At 38.6% G+C, this 20,219-nt stretch carries 14 protein-coding genes; 3 read left to right on the forward strand and 11 right to left on the reverse strand.

Annotation, left to right across the window (positions count from 1 at the left end):
* The first annotated feature begins 29 nt into the window (after nt 1–29).
* Genes JL001_RS03560 through JL001_RS03570 form a run of 3 tightly spaced genes read left to right on the forward strand, consistent with a single transcriptional unit; the run spans nt 30 to nt 3,812 of the window.
* On the forward strand, nt 30–1,355 hold the full coding sequence (locus JL001_RS03560; protein ID WP_236252697.1) for a porin: 1,326 nt from the start codon (nt 30–32) through the stop codon (nt 1,353–1,355).
* Nucleotides 1,356–1,365: 10 nt separating this feature from the next.
* On the forward strand, nt 1,366–2,955 hold the full coding sequence (locus tag JL001_RS03565; protein ID WP_200974794.1) for a BCCT family transporter: 1,590 nt from the start codon (nt 1,366–1,368) through the stop codon (nt 2,953–2,955).
* Nucleotides 2,952–3,812: a universal stress protein gene (locus JL001_RS03570; protein ID WP_200974795.1), complete on the forward strand. Its 861-nt coding sequence runs from the start codon at nt 2,952–2,954 to the stop codon at nt 3,810–3,812. Before JL001_RS03565 ends, JL001_RS03570 begins: the two co-directional genes overlap by 4 nt.
* Before the next feature lie 46 nt (nt 3,813–3,858).
* On the opposite strand, the gene JL001_RS03575 is transcribed toward JL001_RS03570, so the two are convergent.
* From JL001_RS03575 to JL001_RS03625, 11 genes are all read right to left on the reverse strand, one after another.
* Complete coding sequence (locus JL001_RS03575; protein WP_200974796.1) at nt 3,859–4,299, reverse strand: UPF0158 family protein; 441 nt, start codon at nt 4,297–4,299, stop codon at nt 3,859–3,861.
* Nucleotides 4,300–4,412: 113 nt separating this feature from the next.
* A complete protein-coding gene (locus JL001_RS03580; protein ID WP_200974797.1) occupies nt 4,413–6,077 on the reverse strand; it encodes a PAS domain-containing protein in 1,665 nt (554 codons plus the stop codon).
* A gap of 757 nt (nt 6,078–6,834) precedes the next feature.
* Nucleotides 6,835–8,196 carry an alpha-L-fucosidase gene (locus JL001_RS03585; protein ID WP_236252698.1) on the reverse strand — a complete coding sequence of 454 codons (1,362 nt, stop codon included), beginning with the start codon at nt 8,194–8,196 and terminating at the stop codon, nt 6,835–6,837.
* Nucleotides 8,197–8,379: 183 nt separating this feature from the next.
* Complete coding sequence (locus JL001_RS03590; RefSeq protein ID WP_200974799.1) at nt 8,380–9,432, reverse strand: glycoside hydrolase family protein; 1,053 nt, start codon at nt 9,430–9,432, stop codon at nt 8,380–8,382.
* Nucleotides 9,433–9,561: 129 nt separating this feature from the next.
* Nucleotides 9,562–10,602 carry a glycoside hydrolase family protein gene (locus tag JL001_RS03595; protein ID WP_200974800.1) on the reverse strand — a complete coding sequence of 347 codons (1,041 nt, stop codon included), beginning with the start codon at nt 10,600–10,602 and terminating at the stop codon, nt 9,562–9,564.
* Nucleotides 10,603–10,738: 136 nt separating this feature from the next.
* On the reverse strand, nt 10,739–11,185 hold the full coding sequence (locus tag JL001_RS03600; RefSeq protein ID WP_200974801.1) for a hypothetical protein: 447 nt from the start codon (nt 11,183–11,185) through the stop codon (nt 10,739–10,741).
* 23 nt (nt 11,186–11,208) lie between these two features.
* A complete protein-coding gene (locus JL001_RS03605) occupies nt 11,209–13,101 on the reverse strand; it encodes a RagB/SusD family nutrient uptake outer membrane protein (protein WP_200974802.1) in 1,893 nt (630 codons plus the stop codon).
* Nucleotides 13,102–13,123: 22 nt separating this feature from the next.
* A complete protein-coding gene (locus tag JL001_RS03610; protein WP_200974803.1) occupies nt 13,124–16,669 on the reverse strand; it encodes a SusC/RagA family TonB-linked outer membrane protein in 3,546 nt (1,181 codons plus the stop codon).
* A 106-nt stretch (nt 16,670–16,775) separates the two neighbouring features.
* On the reverse strand, nt 16,776–17,798 hold the full coding sequence (locus JL001_RS03615; protein ID WP_200974804.1) for a FecR family protein: 1,023 nt from the start codon (nt 17,796–17,798) through the stop codon (nt 16,776–16,778).
* Nucleotides 17,799–17,942: 144 nt separating this feature from the next.
* Nucleotides 17,943–18,554, reverse strand: a complete 612-nt coding sequence (locus JL001_RS03620; RefSeq protein WP_200974805.1) for an RNA polymerase sigma factor — start codon at nt 18,552–18,554, stop codon at nt 17,943–17,945.
* 294 nt (nt 18,555–18,848) lie between these two features.
* The gene (locus tag JL001_RS03625; protein WP_200974806.1) at nt 18,849–19,985 is read right to left on the reverse strand and encodes a Fic family protein; all 1,137 of its coding nucleotides are present in this window, start codon (nt 19,983–19,985) and stop codon (nt 18,849–18,851) included.
* Nucleotides 19,986–20,219 lie beyond the last annotated feature (234 nt).

Below are 20,219 nucleotides of genomic sequence, written 5' to 3' on the forward strand. Positions count from 1 at the left end.
AACCTTATTTCTTTTTTATCTCCTTTTTTGTGGCTTTAATAATTTCCTCTTCCAGCTACGCCAAATCAACAGATATACATTTGTCAAAAGATTCTATAGAATCCAAACTGGCAAACTCTTCATTGTTCAGCAAAGACTACGGAATACATAAATCAAGCCTTGAAAATGTAAGTTCTTTGTATCATCAAACCAAAAAAGACACCTCTTGGCTTAAAATCGGTGGAGCACTTAGACTCAATACGATTTATGCTATCTATGAAGGGCAAACCTTCCCATTGGGAACTGACTCAAGAAATGAATGGACTTGGGACACCTGGAGAATCAATGTTGACTCCTACGCTAACGGATTGCGATTTGCTTTCGAATACAGATTTTATCCCACTTTCAACACCCATTTCATAAAGTATGGTTGGATAGGCTATCGTTTTTCAGACCAATACAACCTGCAGTTTGGTATCACTCAAGTACCTTTTGGCTTATTGACCTATGCCTCCCATAGTTGGTGGTTTCAGGCTCCCTATTATTTAGGGCTTGAAGACGATCATCAGATTGGCTTCAACTTAACCAAGAATTTTGACAAGTGGACTTTTAATCTTGCCTACTTCCCTTTAGCTGAACCAAGGGGCACCAATGACCCCAACTTTGGTGCATATTCAAGTGCCAGGTATTCCTATGATGTGGTGCCCATCGAGGGCAATAATAACATCGAAAGAAACCAAATCAATCTTAGAACCACCTATCAACTTCAGGGTACTGAGTTGGGCATCTCTGTACAACAAATGGAAATTTATAACCAATCTTCCAAAAACAAAGGATATCAGTGGGCTACTGCCTTGCATGCAGAATGGACCAAATCCAAATGGAACCTAAAATCTGAAATCATCTACTATCATTATACCAACGTTGAAAATGATGCAGGTACTGACCTGAGTAGCGTCCAAATGGGTGCTTATGGCTTCGGGACATATGACGTAGCATCAGAAGCCTTACTTTATGTCATAGGAATAGCTTATGATATCCCAGTGAAGTGGGGTCCAATATCAAACATACAAGTATATAATGATTACAGCTATGTTCAAAAAGCAGGAGAAACCCTAATCAACGGAACACCACAACAATTTCAGGACACCCAACAAAATGTACTTGGGGCCTTAATCTCGGCTGGTAAGATTTATACTTACTTTGACTTTGCATCAGGCTATAACCACCCTTGGATCAGTGACTCTTTTGGGGGAAATGCCTTGGGTGCAGGACGTGGAGAAAGTTACCATGAGCCAATTTCAGATAATAACCCGATAGACCGCTCCCCATACTGGAACACACGAATCAATATTAACCTAGGCTATTACTTCTAAAAGCATAATTATGAACAATAAATATTTTGATGTACATGCACCTGTATTCTGGCCTGCCACTGTTCTGATCATTGCCTTTATCGCCATAACGATCATTGTGGGGGAACCAATGGAAAATATTTTTGACCAAATTCAGGTTTTCATTACGGACAAAACCGGCTGGCTCTTTATCATTTCAGTAAATGCTTTTATCGTATTTTGCTTCTATCTTGGATTCAGCAAATTTGGCAATATTAAACTTGGAGGTAAAAATGCAGAAACTGAATTCTCAACCTCCGCTTGGTTTGCTATGTTATTCAGTGCGGGGATGGGAATTGGTCTACTTTTTTGGGGCGTGGCCGAACCAGTTTCCCATTACTCAAAGCCTCCATATGGAGAGCCATTTTCTGTAGCATCCGCAGAAAGGGCCATGAACCTTACTTTCCTTCATTGGGGTTTCCATGCTTGGGCGATTTATGCTATCGTAGCATTGGCGTTGGCCTTTTTTACTTACAATAGAAAATTACCCTTGACCATACGTTCGATATTCTACCCAATATTGGGAGATCGAATTCATGGATGGATAGGTGACGTAATCGATGTCATGGCAGTCTTGGCAACTCTATTCGGCTTAGCTACTTCCTTGGGCTTTGGTGTTCAGCAAGTCAATGGAGGACTATCCTATCTATTTGGAATCCCTGTATCTACTACAATCCAAGTTTTACTCATTGCGGGCATTACCATTGTGGCCACATTCTCGGTCTTTTCTGGAATTGACAAAGGTGTGAAATTTTTAAGTGAATGGAATGTTAGGATTGCTGCCATCATGCTGATTTTTGTTTTGATTGTCGGACCTACCCTTTTTATTTTCAGAAGCCTGATACAAAACTTAGGAAACTATATCAACCAAATCATACAAGTTTCCACATGGACAGAAGCCTATCGCGACAGTGGATGGCAAGGTTCGTGGACGATCTTTTACTGGGCCTGGTGGGTTTCATGGTCACCTTTCGTTGGGATGTTCATCGCCCGGGTTTCAAGAGGAAGAACCATTAGGGAATTTATCTTTGGCGTTTTATTGGTACCTGCATTATTGACCTTTGTATGGTTGACCGCTATGGGAGGAAGCGCTATTTTCATGGACATGCAAAATGAAGGGCATCAGCTTGCCAAAGACATTGTGGCTGATGAGTCTACTGCCCTATTTGTATTTCTGCATGAATTTCCATTGCGAACCATTGGATCAGCAGTAGGTGTGCTGTTGGTAATCAGTTTTTTCGTCACCTCCTCAGACTCGGGTTCATTAGTTATTGATAGCATTACGGCTGGTGGAAAGTTAGACGCCCCAGTTGGTCAAAGAATATTTTGGGCCCTTTCAGAAGGAGCAGTAGCCGCCGTTCTCCTAATCGGAGGTGGGCTTTCAGCCTTGCAAACAGCAGCCATAACCACAGGTCTTCCATTTTTAGTGGTATTACTCATCATGATTTACAGCCTGTACAAAGGCCTGCAAAATGAATACGCGAGAAATGAAGCACTCAAAAAAGACCTGGATAAAAAATCCTACGAAAAAAATCTAGCACAAATAGTGCAAAAGAACATTCAAAAAAATAAGTCGAAATGAAAAGAATAAGACATATCGCCTTGTGTTTGGACCTCACTGAGATGGACAACTTACTGCTTTCTTATGTGAAGCGATTAGATGATTATTTCAAATTTGATTCACTCACCTTACTTCACTTAATAGAAATCGAAGAGCTACCTTCTGAAATCAATTCGCTAGTTCCTGAATTAGGAAAATCGATAGAAGAAGTTATCCAAAATGAGTTATCTGAGAAAGCCGAAACCTACTTTGGCAAAGACAACGAAAACATCAAATTCCACATTCACCGAGGAGGAGACGTAGAAGCATTTGCTTCTTATATGGACAAAGAAGATTTTGGGCTTGTGATCTTAGGAAAAAAAAGTGCCTATTTAGGCTCTGGAATATTGAGTGGAAAAATCGTCAGACTGATTAACTGTAATACGTTATTTGTTCCAGAAATCACGTATCCAAACTTTGAAAATGTAGTGATTGCCTTGGACTTCAGCCCATATTCGGACAAAGTCATTAATATTGGACTTAATTTGAAAAATATAATCAATAGTTCCCTTCACCCAGTACACGTAATCAAGTCAGGTGTTCAATATTTCCCCTACATCAAAAACTTCAACAAATATGCTCAAGAATTGGAAAACGAAGCTAAAAAACAGTACAAGCGTTTTCAAAAAAAGCATGACCTTTCAGAAGAAATCACTTTATTAAAAGATAGCGACCTACACATCAGCAAATTAATTTATAATTATGCTGTTCGAGAATCTGCTAACTTAATCATTGCAGGCAACAAAGGGAAAAAGGATGAAGGAGATCTATTGATCGGAAGTATAGCCGAACAATTGATTGCTCATGACAAAAACCTCCCAGTGCTTATTGTAAAATAATTCCAACAAAAACCCCCAGCTAAAAAGCCAGGGATTCCATTTAAATTTATTCTTCTAAAGTGTTATAGCTATCGACCTGCTCCATTACCCAATCCTTATATTTTTGGAGACGGTAATCCAGCCACTTTTGCCTGTAATTTTTTGATTCCTCAATTAAAAAAGTAAATCTCTCCATGGCCTTACTTTTGGTCAGGGCGTCGTACAAATCTTCCTGAAAAGATTTATTTTCCACAAACTGCTCCGTAAACTGATCCATGATCAGTGATTCTTGAGCAGGCTCCATTTTCACGAATTCCGCAAAATTCATTGGATCAGAATCTATCTCATCCAACAAATCTTCTTCCTCGGGTGTGAGATTTTCATTAAAATTATCCTCTTCATCTGGAAGATGATGAATAATTTTTTTGTCTTCTTGGTAATAACAAACCTTGCCTTTAAGTAAATAATTGGCTATTGTAACAATTTCTTTTTCAGATAGGGTAAGCATTGCTTTGTTTATAAAATCAAAATCAATTGAAAAATAAGGAACCCTTAATAAAAATCAAATAACCTGCTTTTAAATAAAAAAAATAATATGAAAATCATCCAAAAAATCTTTCCTCAATCCTTCACTTTTTCAGCTTTCCTCACGATTCGTCGAATCACCTCATCTAGCTCCTCACAAGAACTGCTGATCAACTCCACTGCTTCATATTCTTTCATCACATGAAACCCATGTTCTTGGAGTAAATTACATACAGCCATCAACCTAGCCAAAGGAGCCCTTACCTCATGAGACTGCATCCAAGTAATTTCGCTCAACTCTGTGTTTTGCCTTTCTATTCTATCTATGTAAGACCTGATGTGCGTAATATCCTGCATTGCTCCCACCATACGGTAAGGCTTGCCATTCACGTCTTTAATTAAGTACCCTTTGTCCAAAACATAAGCATAATCTCCACATTTCTTCTGGAAACGATACTCTTGCTCCCATCGTACATCCGACTTTCTTTCTACATAATCTTTTATAAAAGAAACAACTTTTTCCTTGTCATCTGGATGCAATCTTTCTTCCCAATGATCGATTGTACTTACCCCGCCCCTAAGTTTGTGGCCAAATAAATGCGAATAACTGTCTCCCCAATAAACCACTCCACCATCTATATCCCATTCCCAAATTGCCTCATTGGAAGCTTTGGAAACAAATTTGAATCTTTTGTTAATTATATCAATAGTTTCATTGGCAAGAATCAACTCAGTAATATCATTCAAATGAATGATTAAACCATGATTCTCATCTCCTTCTTGAATGATATGGGCTGTAACCATCACATATTTTATCTGCCCCCGCATTGCTTTAAAAGAAAACTTAAAATTACTCACCCGCTCACCCAGTCGCGCTTTCTCCACCACCTCTATATGGAACTTTTTATAATCACTTTCTGAGTAAAACACATCTCTCATATTTGGAAATTTGTTCAATCTTCCAAAAGGAAACATTTGATAAGAAGCAGGATTCGCATAAATTACTTCATCCTCAACGGACAAGACCATAACCCCATGGTTTAAGCTTTTCAGTATCTTCTTTGAATCCAAAGACCTTGTAACATCAAACAGCTTATACTTCCCCAAAGCCAGTATGGAACTGAAAGAAAAAATCGAAATAAAAAAAGAAGTCATAGGAACTTCTTTTAAGCCCAAAGAAGGCAGCATAACTTGTGTTACCCCTCCAATGATTAATGGTGCCACTCCTCCTATTGCTAAAACCTTATATTGCTTTCGCTTATTAGCAGAACCTTCCTTATTGAATGAAGCAGCTACTAGTATACTTAAACCTACAAGAGATTGGAAAAAAATCCATATCCGCTGAACCAAATCTACAGTATTTGGTCTAACATTGACGACGTACCCCCAAAAGCCTTGATAACTTACTTCAAATGTGGTAGGGTCAGCCTGATGAAAAACATAGAACACTAAACTAGGTCCATATACAATAAGATAAATGACTCGATGGTTAAAAAACTTTTTTTCTGTGAGTATGCAAACAAAATGAAACAATAAAGAACCAATCATCATCCATCCAATACTGAAAAATTCAAACACAAATCTGGCCGAACTTTCACTTATGCCTACCCTAAGTAAAAAATCTTGAAACTGCCAAAAAATCAAAGCTAGGATAAACATTGAAAACACATTGGTCTCGCGGCGCTTGGGCATCCATAATAGGATGTAAGCCAAAATCCCCGCATTGAAAAACACAGGTAAAGCCCCAATAGCTATATACATCCAATTTATACCCTGAAACATAATCGCTATATAAAAATGAAAATTAAAAAACTGTAATAACCAAGAATACATCAAGTCCTATTTTACTACACAATACACTTAACTTAGTTCAAAAAGCAAATTTCACACAATTCAAGCTGACAATTTGAATAAGTCGGATTTATGTCATCAATCAGCATTTTTCTGCCACGCACGGCCTCTTAATTGATTTGATTTCCGTAATATTCAATCAAATCGATCAAAACAAAAAAATCACAAACAAAAAAAGGATACCATTTGGTATCCTTCGTAGTAGCGGGAACTGAACTATTTAAAAACACTGATAAACAGTATTTTATGAAAAAATAGGGACAAATGTAGGGACAGGTTCATTTTGGTTTTATAGCGCTGAATTTATTTGAATCATATTATTCAATAGTGGCTCTAATTGCCAAATAAGTCCATTTTTCGATTCGAATTTTTGAATGATATTTTTTCTTTTTGATGTAAAAAGCAGAAAATAGACCTACTTGAAGATGGACAAATTTCAGGAAACGAACCTTTGATTTAGAATTGAATTCATTTGCATGTTTTTGAATATCATTTCCACTTCGTAAAATTCGTACGGTACGAGGGGTACGAGCCGTACGAATTTTACGAATTCTCAACTATCTTTTCCATGGATCTATAATCACAAGCATCTTTGAGAAGAATCAGTTTTTTTTTAAAACTACAATTAACAAACAACCTAGAAATCTAATTAAAATTGATCCTTGCTTCAATTCAAGTAAGCTTTAAATACTTGAATAATAGGTTCTCCTTTTGACTCTTTGATCATCAATCTTAATCCATCCACTTCCATATCTTCCAATACTATGATATGCTTATGCCCAATAGAGCTTCCATTATAGATTTCTTTCCATTTACCACTTGCTTTCCCTTCCAATACAAAAGCCCGGATGCGTTCGCCAAAACGAATATCTTCCTGCAGTACAACATGATTGATCACTTCACCCTTTTCCAGTTTTAGCATAAGTCTTTTTCCGGTACCGGATGTTTCGGCAATTGGTGAAGTGTATATTCTTTTTACCTCATCACCAAATTCCTTCATTCGATTGGCATCTTTTACAGGAACCAGTCCATTATCATCAGGAGTAATTCCCAAAATCAAAGTACTGTTGTGGCCAACACTGTTTTCATACATATGCATCAAATTTTCCAAAGGGAAAATATGGTCTTCATCTCCTGGTTCCCAAAACCATTCATGTCTTCCATCATATCCCCTTAACGGAGCGTCACTCATAGCTGGCATAAAATAATCCCCATCGGGATCCCCATATTTTATAGGCCTAAAACCTATGGAATCCCCTCTGTTGGCAAACCATGAAGGTGCAGGGTATGTTCCCCAACAAGGATATGGAACGGTCCCCGATTCACTTCCTCCCCATCGGATATCAGCCCTTTCCAGATTATGATAGAAAATAGCATTGGGTTGGTTCCTTTCCACTATCCCCTGGACATCAGGCCCACCCTGCTTGGGACCATGGGCACCACCATCAAACCAAATAATGGCCAAATCACCATACTTGGAAGTAAGCTCTTCTACCATACCCTCGCACATCCTATTATAATGTTCTTGCCTGTTTTTAGAAAATCCACCTTCTCCCTGAACTTTAAAATCATGGATTCCATAAAAGGAATTCCAGCGTATACCTATATAAATCCCTGGTTCAATCCCATATTTCCGACAGGATTCAACAAAGTCACCAACTATGTCCCCTTTCCCATCACGCCACTTTAGTGCCTTTAGACTATAAGGGTTGACATCACTTTGATAGATAGCAAATCCTGTCTCATGGGTCGCCGTTAGAATGGCTATTTTAGCCCCCATGTCCTTGGCAGATTTCACCCATTGATCGGTATCCAATTGTTCCGGGTTGAAGATATTATAATCAGGAACTGGGGTAATCCTATTTTCTCGCTGGACGTATTTTTTTCCATCAAAAACATGGAGATCATAATGAAAGACAGCAACCAACTCGGCATTCTGCCATGCCAATTGAGCAGGATTTGGAACAGGTACAGTTAAATTGGATTGCGCAAATACGGTAGGAGTAATAGAGGTGATAATGACTATCAAAATTAAGGCTAACTGAATTTTAACTCTTATGTACATTTTACTTTTCATATATAATTGAAGCTTCTTAAATCGCCCCCTTGTTTTCCTTGATACATTGTTAGATTATCTTTTATAAATTCCAAACAACCTAATTTCGGAATCGAAAATACTATCAGACCTCTTAAATAATTAAAGAAAAAATCATCAATTCTTGTCTTTTAGAGGTATTGTAACAATAAATGATTTATCTCCCTTTTTCACAGCTAAGCCCAAAACTGACACTTCTCCATTCTCTTCATAAACAAACGGCCTCTCCATCCTATCAGGATAAATCGTTTCCCCATTCTTTTTTATGATGGCCTTTTTCATCAATTCAAAATCATCATCTTTTTCCCAATGGATTCCATCCTTCGAACTAACCAATCCTATAAATGTGTGGGCATGAAAAACACCAAAATATTTATTTCTAGTTTCATCATACCAAAGAGACATATCTTCAGTATCCATATAATCAATAACCGGATCTGGCAATATGACAAAAGAACCATCAGGTCTATCAGAAATGGCCATAGCTTGATTTCTGACAAACTTGGTTTCATTAGGTTTATCTCCTTTTACTATCAAATAGTATTTACCATCTTTTCCCTTATCAATTGCTGGGTTTACTGTTAATGTAGTAATCGGACCTGATGGTTCTATCAAAGGTTTGTTCTGTCTAATCCAGGGCCCTTTCAATGAATTCGCCACAGCTACTCCTGTACGCTGGTTTGGTCTTAATATTTTCCAATTTGGATGACTGTATCCTGTAAGACTAGTTTCCATTAACTCCTCATCTGTGTACTCATTGTTTTCCCCTAGGTTTGTAGAGATGTAATAGAGATAATACTTCCCATCAAAGAATTTAATCTTGGGGTTGTGGGCCGTAATAGCATCCCAGTATCCTTTTCCCCTCCCTTCTAATACGGTCTCTTTAAATGTCCATGGTCCAGCAGGATGGTCAGAAATAGCATGAGCTACCTCCGAATACAATAACCAACCGGTAAACTTGGTCGCCTTTGGCCATCTGGAATAAAACAAATGATATTTACCATCCTCACCTTTAAGAATCGAACCTCCCCAATTGTAAAACTCTTCCGTTTCGAAAATATTATCGGAACTTATTGGCTGGATCCTTTCGGATATCTGCTGCCCATAACTTCCATACGAAGAAAATATGAGCAAAAGAATTAGTGTCAATTTGAACTTATATAAATGCATATTATTTACATTTTTCATTTTGATATTTATGAAGCTTTACAAACTTTACAGTAGCAGATAATTCCTTTTACAATCAAAATCTTCATTCTCCATTAAATTTTATTTGATGAGAAAATTTTGGTTTTAGACTTATTCCTTTGATTTCAGGATATAACTTACCGTATAGTCTCCGCCAAAGACATTGGTACCTGAGGGTAAATAAAGGTACTGTGGCTTCCCTTCAACCATCAGCAGTTGAGGACGCTCGAATTTCGCATATGGACGATTCTTGGGACCATAGTGAACAGCCACTTTCGACATGTCTATTGGGAGATAGGCATTGATTCGATGAAATCCTTTTTCATATTTCTCGAAAGTAATCCCATCATCAGATAGCCACAACAGACCACCTCCTTCTTCGATTATCCCATGGTTATCCGTCGTCAACAAGGCAAATTTACCTTCATGCATAAAAGCATAACCATCTTCAATATTCGATTCATTAGAGGTTACAGGAAAAGGAAGCTGAACATAAGGACCTTTCAAATTTTCCGATACTGCAAGTCCCATTCTGGCTTTCTCAGATTTAAAATACAAAAAGTAACCCCCATCGGGGTGCTTCAAAAGCGCGGGGTTGTTCACCCCGTTTGTGGCTTTATAGTTCCAATAATCAGGATTTTTAGGGACGTCCAATATCAACCCATCCTTGTTCACTTTTTTCCAGGGCCCATAAGGACTTTCTGAAACTGCCATTCCTATCTTTTGGTTGGATGGATGTATGGGCGGTTTGGGATTATCATTGGCAATGTATAATAATACGTACTTTCCATTTATAAAATGGATGGCAGGATTATGGGCACCAAACCTATCCCATGTATCCAGGCCAGTTCCTGCAATAGCCACATCCGAAAAAACAAACGGCCCTTCCGGCCCCTCTCCTACATAATGGGCTATTTCACTTCCAGACCGCCATCCCGGCTCCACGGTAGTGCCCTTCCACCTGGCCACAAAAAGGTGGACTTTCCCTTCCTGATCCATTACAGGGGAGGTTCCCCACACTGTATACCCAGGCTCACTGACAGCAATTCCAACATATTCCCATCCATCAGCAAACTGCTTACCCTGGGCTATAAGTCCATTCGAAACAAACATTGTTAAGAACCCTATCCAAAATATTCTAATTATACTCATCAAATGATACTTTTTCAGTTTTAACCCTCAGTCTGAAGAACAAAATGAACTGACTGAGGAATTTTTTACTTTTTTAAAAAGCGAGGAGTTCACGTTTCCATGAACTCCTCGCCACAGCAACCCTTTTTGTTTCCTTTTAATCAACCAGGTTAATGGTCCAATCATGGAGAGAACCGTCTGCAGAGTGAAGTCGATACATAAAACTACCAAAGCTTAAATCACTAATAACCCCTCCTTTGGGTGAGCCATTTAAAGGCTCAACCAGTTGGCTTCTATGGGTTATCAAGAATCCTGCTTCTGTAAGATCTTCCAAAGAAGGGACAGTAATGGTTACCACAAAATTATCATTATCAATTTCTACGTTGGTCCCACTCAATATTACCCTTCTAATCCCTGTAGTTTCTTGATCATTATTATAGTATTCGGAAAGATGAAAATCGTCTTTCACTTCATATTCAAAAATTTGGACGTTCTGGATAAAGGCCTGATCTCCCCATTGCGCTAAATCCATATCTATTCTTGGATCGCAGGAACAAAATATCCCCGATAAACCTGTCAATAATATTAAAATGTATTTTTTCATGACTTTTTGATTAAAATTTTCGATTAAAACCATCCTGGATTTTGCTCAAGGGTTACTCCTCCTTTGCTCTGATAAATCTCAATTTCTTGGGTACCTATAGGGGATAAATAATCCCTTTCTGGAGCTACAAATCCTCCATCCCCGGAATTTCCAAAATCTGCATTATTAAAGAATGGATTAAAATAGTTTCCAGTCTCATCTAGCCCAAAGTTGTTTCCTTCCAATAATTTCACATCATTCAATCCTACCCATTGAAATCCTTCTTGCTCAATTATGCCATTCTCATCATTCCAATATGAAATAAACTCAGCTGCATGAGCTCCCAATGGTTTGAAGCCATTAAATACTTCATCCAAGGCTGCCCATCTTCTAATATCATCCCAACGGAAACCTTCCAGAGCCAACTCAACCCTTCGCTCCCTACGAATTTCATTAAGGATATTGGATGCATCTGGATCAAAGCCATCTTTTGTGGAATAGGTTACTGGCCAAGAATTGATTGTCGCTAAATTCATTTCCGGCATACCTGCCCTTTGGCGAATCACATTCACACTTTTATCCAAGTCGTCCTGAGTGATTTCTCCCAATATGGCTCTTGCCTCTGCAAAATTTAATAGGGCTTCTGCATAACGCATGATCAAATCGGAAGTTTCACCGTTTCTCCACTCAGTGACATCAAATAACACCCCTTTCCATGGTCTATAACCTGTAGGTGAAGGTTGGCGTTGTTGATTTTGTATCAAACCTGGGTAGCTTGATCTGTAGGCATGTTGCGAACCTCCAGTTTGATCATTGGCAACATCGAATGCATCATAAAATCTAACGGTATTCCCCTCCAGATCAACTGGCCTTGCCCAAATGGTTTGAGATAGTCGTGGGTCTTTATTTTGCCCCAATGATCTCAAACTGCTTTCATCATATGTCATGCTGGAAATTTCTGATGGTAGGCCATCAGACATCAGGAAAGCATCAACCAACTGCTTGGTAATCCCCAAGCCTGTCCCTTCATTATAATTTCCATAAACATTATGAGTAAGGGATGCTGCCTGACTAAATACACGATAAAAGAATGCCCCAGAAATTCCGGAATAGTCCTTTTGTTGAAAAAGATCTACCAGACTTCCTTGATAGATATTACTTCCCTGATGATCAATAAGTAATTCACCTGCCTCTACAGCTTCCTGTAAAAATCCTGAACCATCTTTACCTTCAACAGCAAATGGAGTACCCTTTTTTCCATGGTAATATTCCCAACTTCCCTCAAATAGCCCAACACGTGTCTTTAGTAAAAGAGCTGCTTCCTTATTGATCCTCCCTACACCAGCGTCCGATTTCCAGGATAAATTTACGATCGCTGAATCCAAATCCTTGATGATCTGAGAAGCTACCACATCCCTCTCATCTCTTGGTTTGTAGAGTTCATCACTACCAATATTGAGTGACTTGGTGATAATTGGAACCCCTCCGTATGTGCTCAAAAGATCAAAGTAAACCACTGCCCTGGTAAAAAAAGCTTCTCCTGTATATTGCCTTGATAAAACATCCCTGGGCACCTTGTAAGTATTTTCAAGTAAATAGTTCGCTCTTCGGATAAATCCATAATGCCCATCCCAGCCAATTGAACCAGGAGCAGCACCAGAAACTCCCCTGGTGTTTATTCTACCCGCTGGGCCTGAAGACACCAAGTTATCCGTACCGTTTTCTAAATTGAGAACCCTGTTGTTTCCCATTGTCCTTAAAAGCATATTATTGTCATAAAAAGCATTGACATAGCTCTTCAGATCACTCGAACTTGTAAAAAAACCATCTTCACTGAAGCTGTCCAAAGGTTGCAAGTTTAAAAAATCATCATCGCAGGCAGGAGTGACAATACTTAGCGCGATTAAAGCGATATATAATATGATATAATTTTTCATCGTCATCATCTTTTAAGTTTCTTTAAAATCCTACATTTAGCCCAAATGAAACGGTCCTTGAAGTTGGGTAACCGCTTACACCATTTCTGATCAGCGTAGGGTCCAGCTTTAACCATGAATTATTATAGATAAAACCAATATTTTCGATTGAAGCATTTAACGATGCGCGTTTGAGGCCAATACGGCTAATCAGTTCCTGATTGAAAGCATAGGTCAGGTTGATATTCTTGATTCGTAAATTCGAAAGGTTGAGCATATAATGATCATTGGCCTGATTTGTATTTTTACCATTTTGGTAAACTCTAGGGAAGAATGCATCAGGAGTATCTACCGTCCAATACCCTAAATCTTGATGAAGGTCATATGCAGTCCTTGAAGACCAGCCTGTAGTGGAAGCATGTCCCATTGCGTTTGTATTGCTCACCCACTGTGTTTCTTGCCCAACCCCATCTAAAAACGCTGAAAAACTGAAATTCTTCCATCCTAAATTCAAGAAAACACCATATTTGTATCGAGGATAACTATAGCCCAAAAGCTCTCTATCCCCTTGGGCAAACCAATATCCCCCAGACCCGTTACCAATGATACCATCCCCGTCCAAGTCTTTATAATAGACATCCCCAGGGAAATAAAAGCCATTTCCATTGGCTACCCAATCAGTCATATTTTCAGAATTTTGGGCAATTCCTTCGAACCTTTGACCATATACCTGTCCAAAAACTTCACCTGGGGTCCAAGTTCCATTTCTGAGACCAGCATCATTTCCTGGACCATACTCCACCACATAACCGATATAGTCTGACAATATACCTCGGACACCATATCTCAAGGGAGACCCATTAATATTAAATGCTTCATCTTCCCAATCGAGAGAAACTTCCCAACCTCTTGTTTCCGTTACCGCATTGTTGGCCCTTGGTACAGGCGTGCCCAATACAACCGGTAGTTGTTCAGCAACACCTAACGCATCATAGGTCGTTCTTTGATACCAATGGTAATCGATTTTCAACCTGCTTTGAAATAAACCAGCTTCAATCCCAAAACCTATTGACTGTGGTTTTTCCCATGTTCTATCAGATCTGGCTAAAGGAGGAGATGTTACGTAAGGCTGCTGAGATCCCTCTATAATCGATCTTGTCGTTGGGTTGGTCCCAAATACCGGTTGATAGGTATACAAGTCCTCGTTATCATTAGTACTTCCATTACCGTTTACATCCAACCGTTGGTTTCCCAGTTTACCCCATGAACCTGTCAGCTTAAATACATTGACTATCTCTTTTGCTGGCCAAAAATCTTCCATTGCTACATTATACCCTGCCGATACGGAAGGAAAAAATGACCATCTCGACTCAGGTGCAAACCTTGATGAGCCATCGTACCGTCCATTAAAATCCAACAAGTACTTACTTTGATAATTATAACTTGCCCTTAGGTAAACCCCTCTAGTGGCCCACTCATACAAGCTTTCTGTCATGGAATAATTAGCACCATAAGCATTGCTCAGAACAGGAAAATCCCTACTATAGAGCTCCCTTCTACTGTTATTAATTGCATTATATCTGTTGTGCTCTTGCTGGGCCCCAACAAGAAACAACATATGGTGATCATCAATATCCTTCTTGTATTCTACATTGAAATCAGCTTGATAATAATGTCTATTCGCTTCCAATCTATCCAATTGGTCATAGGCAGCGGACCTGGCCGATCTTCTAAAGGTTCCGTCTCCTTGATCAACCATGACCTCAAAAGTAGTAACACGATTGTTATTATAGGTGATATTTCTTGAGTATTGCCCTCTAATGGTCATTCCCTCCATTGGTTTGATTACCAAATTTGGGGACATCCAAAGTTCATCTTCATTACTTTCAAAAGTACCCTGCAATCCATCAAAAACCGGAAAAGCACTCAACCAATGGTAGTTGCCATCTGGGTTTTTTATGGGAACATTAGGAAAGTAGCTGATATTATTCCACAGATTTCCATCAGAACCTGCAGTTCCAGCTGCTCCCCTGTAATTTGGTCGTGTAGTTCTAATATTAGAATAACGAATATTCAACCCCACATTCATCCATTTATTTATATCCGTATCTACTTTTAACATCGCATTGTAACGGGAAAACTTATCCAAATCGGTATTGTACACCCCTTCTTTTGAATTGTAACCTAATCCCAAATAATAGGTTGTACTTTTGTCTCCACCTGAAATTGTTAGATTATGGGTTGCATTAACGGAATGATTTTTAAATGCTTCTCCCACATAGTCTGTATTTGAATGGGCATAGTTGTGTGCCTCCCACCTCATATCATCTTCTGCATTCCCACCATCACGTTCACCAATCCTACTATTATTGGGGATTTCTCCTGCCAAATATCTTCTAATATTATCAATGGTAGACTGGGGATAGAATCCTGTTACCTGCTGGGAATTGTAAAAAGCATCATTCATATCCAAAGCAAAATCCAATGAGTTTTGGGTATGTGGTAACATAAATGGAGAGTTGATCTGAACATTGGTAGAGTAACCCACCTGCATTGGACTTCCTTTTTGTCCCTTTTTTGTTGTGATCACAATAACACCAAAAGGAGCCCTGGAACCATAAATAGCCGATGCTGCTGCATCTTTCAATACTGAAATCGATTCGACATCATTTGGGTTGACCGTATTAATATCCTGTTCTACCCCATCTACCAGTATCAATGGGGACTGAGTGGTACCCAAGCCGGTAAAGCCTCTGATATTCAGGTTAGCTGTTGCATCTGGGGCTCCAGATGTCAGGTTTACGTTTAGACCAGGCACTGCCCCTTCCAGCATTTCTGCAACTGACCTGACGGGCCTGTTCTCCAATACTTTTGGGTTTACCATTTCAACAGCCGCAGTCAAGTTGGATTTCTTTTTGGTTCCATACCCAACCACTACGACTTCATCCAATCCCTGAAAATCTTCCTCTAACTTAACTTCAACTTCACTCTGATTTGAAATCTCTATTTCTTGGGTCTTATACCCTACAAAAGAGATAACCAATATTCCTCCTTCATCAGGAACCTCTACCGAAAAGTTCCCGTCTATATCTGAAACGGTTCCTCTTGTAGATCCTTTCACCAATACCGTTACACCTGGGATAGGTTCATTGGTAGAACTGGAAACTATCTTTCCAGAGACCGTAAACTCTCGGATTGCATATTCTATGATACTTGAGCCTGGATTGGCTTTATTAACGCTGATATTACGATTTACCTGTTTGAATTTTAATTGCTTCTCCTTGGCAATTTGAACCAATATATCCTCGACACTTTGTCTTTGCTTCTCCAAACTAAACCGATCAGATAAGAAAGGATCCGTTTTGTCATAAACAAATGTGAATGGGGTTTTTGATTCCAAATCCTTAAATAGATCTTCAAGCTTTATATTATTAAAGCCGACATTGACACTTACTTCTTTCATGCTTTTGACACTTTGGGCATTGGAATCCGTGGCCCATAGCATATTTACAAATAACACCTGCATAAACAGCCCAATTATAGAATAGGTAAATCCCATGAGCAATAGTTTTAGTACTCTTTTTTTCATATTTTTGAATGGTTTTATTGTTTTAAGAAAGGCAATTGAACTTCTCATTTACCGTATTGATTGGCAGATCAATACGGTATTTCTTTTCATAGGCTAGATCGTTTTTTCAATTAAACATCAGTATCAATTTCTTGTCATCCAGTTCATATTCAAAATCCTTATTATAGGAAACCGCATCCAGGATATTCGATAAATATTCATTTTTGAAAGTTCCCTTTAGGTTCCAGTTTTGATCAGGAACTCCCTTGATTTCTACACTTACACCATACCACCTGCTGATTTCCTTTACAAAACCTGAAAGGTCCGTTCCATCAAAAATCAATTCCCCATTTCTCCATAAGATGGCCTTATCAAATGTATTTGCATCATTTTCTTTGCTGAACTCATGAAATGCATTTAGAGATTTAAGATAGGTCAGGCCTTTCCCGGGTGTTAGGGCGAGCTCTTTCTCATAACCCTTCTTATGATTTTTTACTTTGACAGCTCCTTCCAATAGTGCCACGCTTAATCTATCATCTTCTTTAAAAGCATGAACATTGAACTCTGTGCCCAAAACTTCCACCTCGAGGTCTTCAACTTTTACTACAAAAGGTCTACTTGTGTCAGTTACTATATCAAAAAATGCTTCACCCTCAAGTGTTACAAACCTACCAGAGTCCGAAAAATGCTCCGGGTAAGAAAGTTTGCTTTCCGCATTGAGCCAAACTTTGGAACCATCCGGTAACTGAAATTGGGACTTTTGTCCTTTTGGGTTTGATTTGTGGACCTTCGTAAGTGAAATAGGTTGGATTGCTTCCTCCTGCTTGTTGAAAAATATGATGGATAAGACCAAAATTGCTACCAATGATGCGGCCACACCATAACTTGTCCTCCTAATATCCCAACTTCCTCTTCTTCTCTTAGCCCCTTCGCTTAAATATTGTTCCCAAATTTTCCTTTTTTGATCCTCGTGATTGATCAGCTTATTGTCCTCGAGGTCAGTATGCCAAAAAGCCTGGAGTTTTTCAAACTCATATTGGTTGCTATGATCCTTTTTCACCCAGTCGTACACAGCCTTCTTTTCAGAAGAAGAGGCATTTCCTTGAAAAAATCTGATTAATAAAATTTCTATATCTTGGTTCTTGTCCATGAAGTCATAATATCTCGATCAATATTAAAGACAACAGTTTCCAATAAAACCCGTAATGAAAATTTAACTTTTTTTACTTTTTCAGAAAAAAATTAAGAATGGAACTACAAACACAAAAAAATATCCTTTCTATATATTCCTGTACTAAAGAAACAATGACAGAAACCGTTGATTTGAAACTAAAATCCTTCCTTGATATTCATCATAAAATTGTTGGAGGGTACCCCTTAAATCCGTAATGGCCAGTTTTAAGTGCACTTCAACCGTCCTCTCTGATATTTCCAATATCTCTGCCACCTCTTTGTAGGACAAATTCTCATCTTTTACCATTTTGAAAACCAACCTTCTTTTGGGTGGTAAGTTTGCAATCACCCGGTTGAGTTCCCTTTTTAAATCTCCATTGATCATCTTCTTTTCAGGGTCTGAAATATCGGGGATAAGATAATCCTGTATATCATCAATACTTATTTTTCCTTTTTCCCTTGAGGAAGCCTTAATCGAATTCAGGGCCCTATTTTTAACCATTTTGAAAAGATACCCTTCAAAATTCTCAATTTGGAGTAAGCCTTCCCTTTTCTGAAGTAATTTTAAAATCACCTCGGAAACTACCTCTTCTGCCTGTTGGTAATTGGGTAAAAACAACAAAGCTAAATTGATAAGTCTAGTGTGATAGTGGTCAAAGAAAACCGAAAAAGCCTTCTCATCATTTTTTTCCACTATCTTTTTTAATATATGATTAAGCCTTATTGGGTTCATTGTTTTTCAGGAATAAGCTTTGCGATGAAATAGATGGAATAATTGTATAGAACTGAGATTCAATCCAGAACTAAATATAGACCATTTGACCTAAAAAACAAATTTATTCTAAAATTCTTTCATAAAACCAAATATGTAATGATATGCCATAACTACAGTACCGGAGAGAATCTTGCTTTCAGTTTTCCTCGGACACTTTTGGAAAACCTTGCTACATTGTTCATTTTGTCCAACACTTGGTTTACAATTTTCAATTAAAATTATATCAACCTATTTCATAACATAACCGTGAACTTATAGCGAACTGTCGTCCACCCGACTACCAGCTGGCATTCCTATCAATTCGTAATTGGTGCTTCTTCCTCCTGCTGCTTCTTTTTGCAAGATCCCTTTCTCAATAAGGTCGTTAATATCCCTAACTGCTGAATCTTTAGAGCACTTTGCAATCTTTGCCCATTTGGACGAGGTTAATTTCCCGTCAAAACCATCCATTAGCCTATTCAATAATTTTCTTTGTCGGTCGTTTATTGGAGTATCTATGTGCTTCAGCCAAAAATCAGCTTTGAACAAGACTTTTGAAAGTATTAAATCCGTGGACCTTAAAGCGTTGATCAAACAGTTTAAAAACCAAACAATCCAATCAGTTATATCCAAATTCCCCTTTTGCGTTTTTTCCAATATCTCATAATACTGTTTTCTTTCCAACCGGACTTGGGCAGACATACTGTAAAAACGTTGGTTACTTTTGTCAGCTTGCGCCAACAGCATATCCGTCAATGCTCTGGTAATTCTTCCATTTCCATCTTCAAAAGGGTGGATGGTCACAAACCATAAATGGGCGATTGCTGCTTTCATTACCAAGTCCATTTTACTGTTGTTGAACCAATATAGAAATCGGGTCATTTCTTTTTCAACCAGGTTGGAATCAGGCGCTTGAAAATGAACCCTTTCTTTCCCCATTGCCCCGGATACAACCTGCATAGGACCAGTAGTATCTTTTCTCCAATCTGCTACGGTAATTTTGTACATCCCACTTCTTCCTGTGGGAAACAATGCAGCATGCCAGTCAAAAAGCCTGTCAGCTGTCAATGGGTCAAAGCATCTTTGGGTAGCGTCAAGCATCATTTCTACTACTCCTTCTACACTTCTTTCAGCATCCACCGCTCCTGCTATTTCCATTCCCAATCTACGAGCAATTGATGAACGCACTTGGTCGGGGTCAAGGAATTCGCCTTCTATCTCCGATGATTTTAATACATCAAGGGTCAATGTATCAAGTAGCGCCTCATTTCTCAAATCGAAGCCTAATGTTTCCATTTTTCCAATAAGTCTACCCTGTAAATTTCTTGCCTCACTTAACAGGTCCAAGAAGTCATTACTGTTCCAGGTAAATTCCGGCCAATTATCTTTTTGATGTATAAAAGCTCTCATTCAATGCATTATTTGCAACGAAAATAACCTTTATTCGATTCTAATCAAAATTAATCGTTGCGTATTTTGCATCAAATAGCAGCCTTATTCGTTGCAGGGTCGCCTCTTTTGCTATTGACTAATGTTTTTTTCAAGTTGCTACAAATTGTCAACCCCTGACCTGGTGTAACTTGCAATTGCCCTCTTATATTCCAACGAATTTATAATAGGAAGCACTGGGTTCAGAAGTAGTTG

The sequence above is a fragment of the Echinicola sp. 20G genome (assembly GCF_015533855.1).
Lineage (GTDB): Bacteria > Bacteroidota > Bacteroidia > Cytophagales > Cyclobacteriaceae > Echinicola.